At 70.3% G+C, this 4,383-nt stretch carries 5 protein-coding genes; all 5 read left to right on the top strand.

Features of this window, described 5'->3' with window-relative positions:
* Window positions 1–358, top strand: a 358-nt coding sequence (locus tag GUY60_RS39615; protein WP_223178773.1) for a GMC oxidoreductase, incomplete at its 5' end; no start/stop codon positions are given.
* Window positions 359–401: 43 nt separating this feature from the next.
* Window positions 402–812, top strand: a complete 411-nt coding sequence (locus tag GUY60_RS35025) for an SCP2 sterol-binding domain-containing protein (RefSeq protein ID WP_161705342.1) — start codon at window positions 402–404, stop codon at window positions 810–812.
* Window positions 809–1,396 (top strand): aldehyde dehydrogenase family protein, encoded by a 588-nt coding sequence (locus GUY60_RS39610; protein ID WP_312866541.1) that lies wholly within the window; start codon window positions 809–811, stop codon window positions 1,394–1,396. Before GUY60_RS35025 ends, GUY60_RS39610 begins: the two co-directional genes overlap by 4 nt.
* Window positions 1,294–2,349: an aldehyde dehydrogenase family protein gene (locus GUY60_RS35020; protein WP_312866540.1), complete on the top strand. Its 1,056-nt coding sequence runs from the start codon at window positions 1,294–1,296 to the stop codon at window positions 2,347–2,349. Before GUY60_RS39610 ends, GUY60_RS35020 begins: the two co-directional genes overlap by 103 nt.
* A 53-nt stretch (window positions 2,350–2,402) precedes the next feature.
* The gene (locus GUY60_RS35015) at window positions 2,403–4,067 is read left to right on the top strand and encodes an AMP-binding protein (RefSeq protein WP_161705339.1); all 1,665 of its coding nucleotides are present in this window, start codon (window positions 2,403–2,405) and stop codon (window positions 4,065–4,067) included.
* The last annotated feature ends 316 nt before the right edge of the window (window positions 4,068–4,383 follow it).

The raw sequence follows: 4,383 nt of genomic DNA, 5'->3' as shown, positions 1-4,383 counted from the left end.
CCCCAACCCCACCTTCCTGCCGGAGATGTACGCGTTCGTACGCCGGCTCGCCGAGAAGTACGACGCGATTCCGCAGATCTGGGCCACCGAACCGTTCAACGTCCCGTTCACCGCGCACATCCTGGGCGGCGCGGTCATCGGAACCAGCCCCGACACCGGCGTCATCGACAGCCGCCACCGCGCCTTCGGCTACCACAACCTCCTGGTCACCGACGGCTCCGCCGTGCCCTACAACCCCGGCACCAACCCCAGCCTGACCATCACCGCACTCGCCGAGCGGGCCATGGCCGCCGTCCTTGCCAAGGACGGATCCGTCCACGAGGGCGGGATCGGCCATGAGACGCCGGCCGCGCCCTGATCCCCGTACCTCCGTCGCCTTCACTTCCCCGGAAAGGTGCTCCATGCCGTACTTCGCCGACGCCGCCGAGGTCTACCGATACATCGGCGGGGCCTTCCGCCTCGCCTCCGACCATCCCGAGGCCGGGCCGCGACTGCGCGCCGTCGGCGCGACCCTGCGCGTCGAGTACCGTGACCCGGCCGCCACCCTCACCTTGCGGCTGCACGCCGAAGGCGTCGAGATCATCGAGGGTCCGAGCGACCTGCCGGCGGACATCCAACTGAGCATGACCGCGGACAACGGCAACCGGTTCTGGCGCGGCGAGTACAACGCCACCCTTGGCCTCGCGAAGGGTGAGGCCCGCGCCCGCGGACCCATCGCGAAGATCCTCAAGGTGCTGCCCGCCGCCAAGCCCGTATTCCCGCTCTACCGCGAGCTGGTCGCGGTCAAGGACCAGGCGGGAGAGGCGAAGTGACGGACCTTCAAGAGACGAACCGCGGTACGTCCGTCGGACACTTCCGCATGTTCATCGGCGGGGAATGGGTCGACGCGGACGAACACTTCGAGATCCGCAGCCCGGCCACCGAGGAACTGCTCGCCACCGTCGCCCGCGGTGACGTCGCTCATGCCGACCGGGCCGTCGCCGCCGCCAACTCGGCGCACCAGGAGGGCACTTGGCGTCTGACCCCACCCGCCCAGCGCGCCGCGGTGCTGCGCAAGGTCGCCGACCGCTTCGCTGAACGCTCAGTCGAACTGACCGAGTTGCACGCCCGCGAGATCGGGGCGACGATCCGGCTCGCCGAACCGATGCACTTCGGCGCGGCGCTGCCGCACATGCAGTATCTCGCTGATCTGACGGACCGTTACGAGTTTGAGCAGGGCGGCGCCCGCTGGTCGGCCCGGTGCTCGCCTCGGGCCGAGTGCGGCGCGAACCGATCGGGGTCTGCGCGGCGATCGTGCCGTGGAACATCCCGCTGCCCCTGGCCGTCTGGAAGATCTTCCCGGCGCTCGGCGCGGGCAACACGGTCGTCGTCAAGCCGGACGAGCACGCACCGCTGATGGTGCTCGAGCTGGCCCGCGAGTTCGAGGCCGCGGGGCTCCCGCCAGGCGCGCTGAACGTCGTCACCGGCGAGAGCGAGAGCGTCGGCGCCCGTCTCGCCACGCACCCCGACGTCCGCAAGATCGCCTTCACCGGGTCGACGGAGACGGGGCGCTCCGTGATGCGCGGCGCGGCCGATACCGTCAAGCGGGTCACCCTCGAACTCGGCGGCAAGGGCCCGAACATCGTCCTCGACGACGCCGACCTGGGCACCGCCGTCGACGGTGCGCTGTTCGCGTTCCTCGCCCACAGCGGCCAAGGCTGCGAGTCCGGCACCCGGCTGCTGCTGCCACGCTCCCTGCACGACACCTTCGTCACCCGCATGATCGACCGCCTCAAGACGCTGCGTATCGGCGACCCCATGGACTACGACACGGACCTCGGCCCGGTGCATTCGGCGGCCCAGCGCGACCGCATCCTCGGCTACATCGACAGCGCCCGTGGCGAGGGCGCCACCATCGCGTACGGCGGGTCGGTGCCCCAAGGCCCGGGATTCGAGCGGGGGTTCTGGGTGGAGCCGACGATCGTCACCGACGTCCGCCCGCACATGCGGATCGCCCGCGAGGAGGTCTTCGGCCCGGTCGTCGCGGTCCTCGCCTACACCACCGACGAGGAGGCCGTCGCCCTCGCCAACGACAGTGAGTACGGGGTGTCCGCCGGGGTGTGGAGCCGCGACGCGCGACGCGCCTTCGACGTCGCCGAAGCTCTCGAATCCGGGATGGTGTGGATCAACGACTGGCATCTGGCACCGCCCGAGTACCCCTTCGGCGGCGTCAAGCAGAGCGGTCTGGGCCGCGAGGGCGGACCCGGCGCGCTCGACGAGTACACCGAGGCCAAGTTCATCTCGTACGACCTGTCCGGCGGCCTCGACGGAAAGCTGTACAGCCTCGTGCTCGGCACCCCGCCCGACTGACCGCTGCTGCCGGTGTCACCCCGTCCGCACAGGTGAAGGCAAGGAGGCACCACGTGCAAGGCGCCGAAGGGCCCCGGACCCTGCCGGAGGCGTTCCAGCGCACGGCAGCCGCGCAGCCCGATGCTGTGGCGCTGCGCGCGTACGGCAGCGACACTGCGCTGACCTGGGGCGCGTACGCCACGCACGTCCGCCGCATCGCGGGCGGGCTCGCCGCCCTTGGCGTGCGGCGCGGCGACACCCTCGCCCTGATGCTGACCAATCGCCCCGAGTTCCATCTGGCGGAGGCGGGCGCCTCCCATCTGGGCGCGACCACGTTCTCCGTCTACAACACCAGCTCCGTGGAACAGATCGGCCACCTGCTGAACCACACCGGCGCCCAAGTCATCGTCACCGAACGGCAGTTCACGAAGCTGGTGAAGGCGGCGGCCGCCGGCACGGTCAGACACATCCTCGTCGTCGAGGACGGCGACCTGGAGCGGCTGGACCCGCGGCCCGACTTCGACTTCGAGGCGACGTGGCGGGCCGTCGACCCGGACGACGTCCTGTGCCTGATCCACACCTCCGGCACCACCGGCCCGCCCAAGGCCGCCGAGCACACCCACCGCGGCGCGCTCGCCATGGCAGCGGACATCGCCGGCGCCTTCCCGATGCGCGACGACGACATCGCACTGTCGTACCTGCCGGCCGCCCACGTCGCCGACCGGTTCCTGAACCAGTACTTCGCGATGCTGCACGGCGTGGAGGTCGTCACCCTCGCCGACGCGAGTCGACTGGCGCGTGCGATGGCCGAGATCAGGCCGACGACGTTCGCCGCCGTCCCCCGTATCTGGGAGAAGCTCCACCTCGGTGTCCAGGACATGCTGGCCGCCGACCCGAAACTGGCCGCAGCCGTCGAAGCGGGCACCGAGCCAGTCCTGACCACGCTGCGTACCCGGCTCGGCCTCGGCCGGATGCGCTGGGCCCTGTCGGGCGCGGCCGCGATCGCCCCCGACGCGTACGCGTTCCTGCAACGGCTCGGGGTGCCGGTGAGCGAGGTGTGGGGCATGTCGGAGTGCGGCCTCGCGACGGGCGTACCACCCGAGCAGGCGCGGATCGCGACGGTCGGAAAGCCCTTCCCCAGTGTCGAGACGAAGGTGACCGACGGCGGTGAGCTGCTCATCCGTACGCCGTTCCGGATGAAGGGCTACCGAGGCGATCCCCAACGCACGGCGGCCCTGTTCGACGAGGACGGGTGGCTGCACACCGGCGACGTGGTGACGGTGGACGACGACGGCTACGTACGGATCGTCGACCGCGTCAAGGAACTGATCATCAACGCGGCCGGCAAGAACATGTCGCCCACCAACATCGAGAACGTGATCATCAGCACGTCCCCGCTGATCGGCGGCGTGCTGGCGGTCGGCGACGCCCGCCCCTACAACGTCGCCCTCATCGCCCTCGAACCCGCGACGGCCGCGGCGCGTGCGGCGCAGTTCGGCCTGGACCCGGACCCGGCGCTCCTCGCCGTCGACGAGCGGATCGTGGCGGAGGTACAGGCGGGCGTCGACGCGGGGAACACGCGCCTGTCGCGTGTCGAGCAGATCAAACGGTTCGCCGTACTGCCCTCGTACTGGCTGCCTGGAGGCGACGAGCTCACCCCCACGATGAAGCTCAAGCGGCGCCCGATCCAGGTCAAGTACGCGGCGGAGATAGCAGAGTTGTACGCGGCAGAGCGATAGGAACCACAACGGCTGCCTGCGGATCCGGTTCCCACTGAGCGGGAAGGGCACCGGCTCGTAAGCAGTCCCAACCTTGTGTGCGGACATATCTGCCGCCGACTCCTTCCCTCCTCCGCAGGCGGTATGGCACGGTCTGTTCAGCGCTGAACAGACCGTGCGCGGCATCGCGGACGCACGCGGAAGCAACGTGGAAGCATCCCGTTGGACAGGGGGTTCGATGTGCCTCAAGAGGCCGTGGCGGACAGCCGGATCGGTCCCGCCCCGCTGAACGGCAGCGGCACGACAGCCCTGTCACCGGCCTCCGCACCCCCAGCAC

Source organism: Streptomyces boluensis (assembly GCF_009908195.1).
GTDB lineage: Bacteria > Actinomycetota > Actinomycetes > Streptomycetales > Streptomycetaceae > Streptomyces > Streptomyces boluensis.
This window is presented reverse-complemented; position numbering and strand designations above follow the sequence as displayed.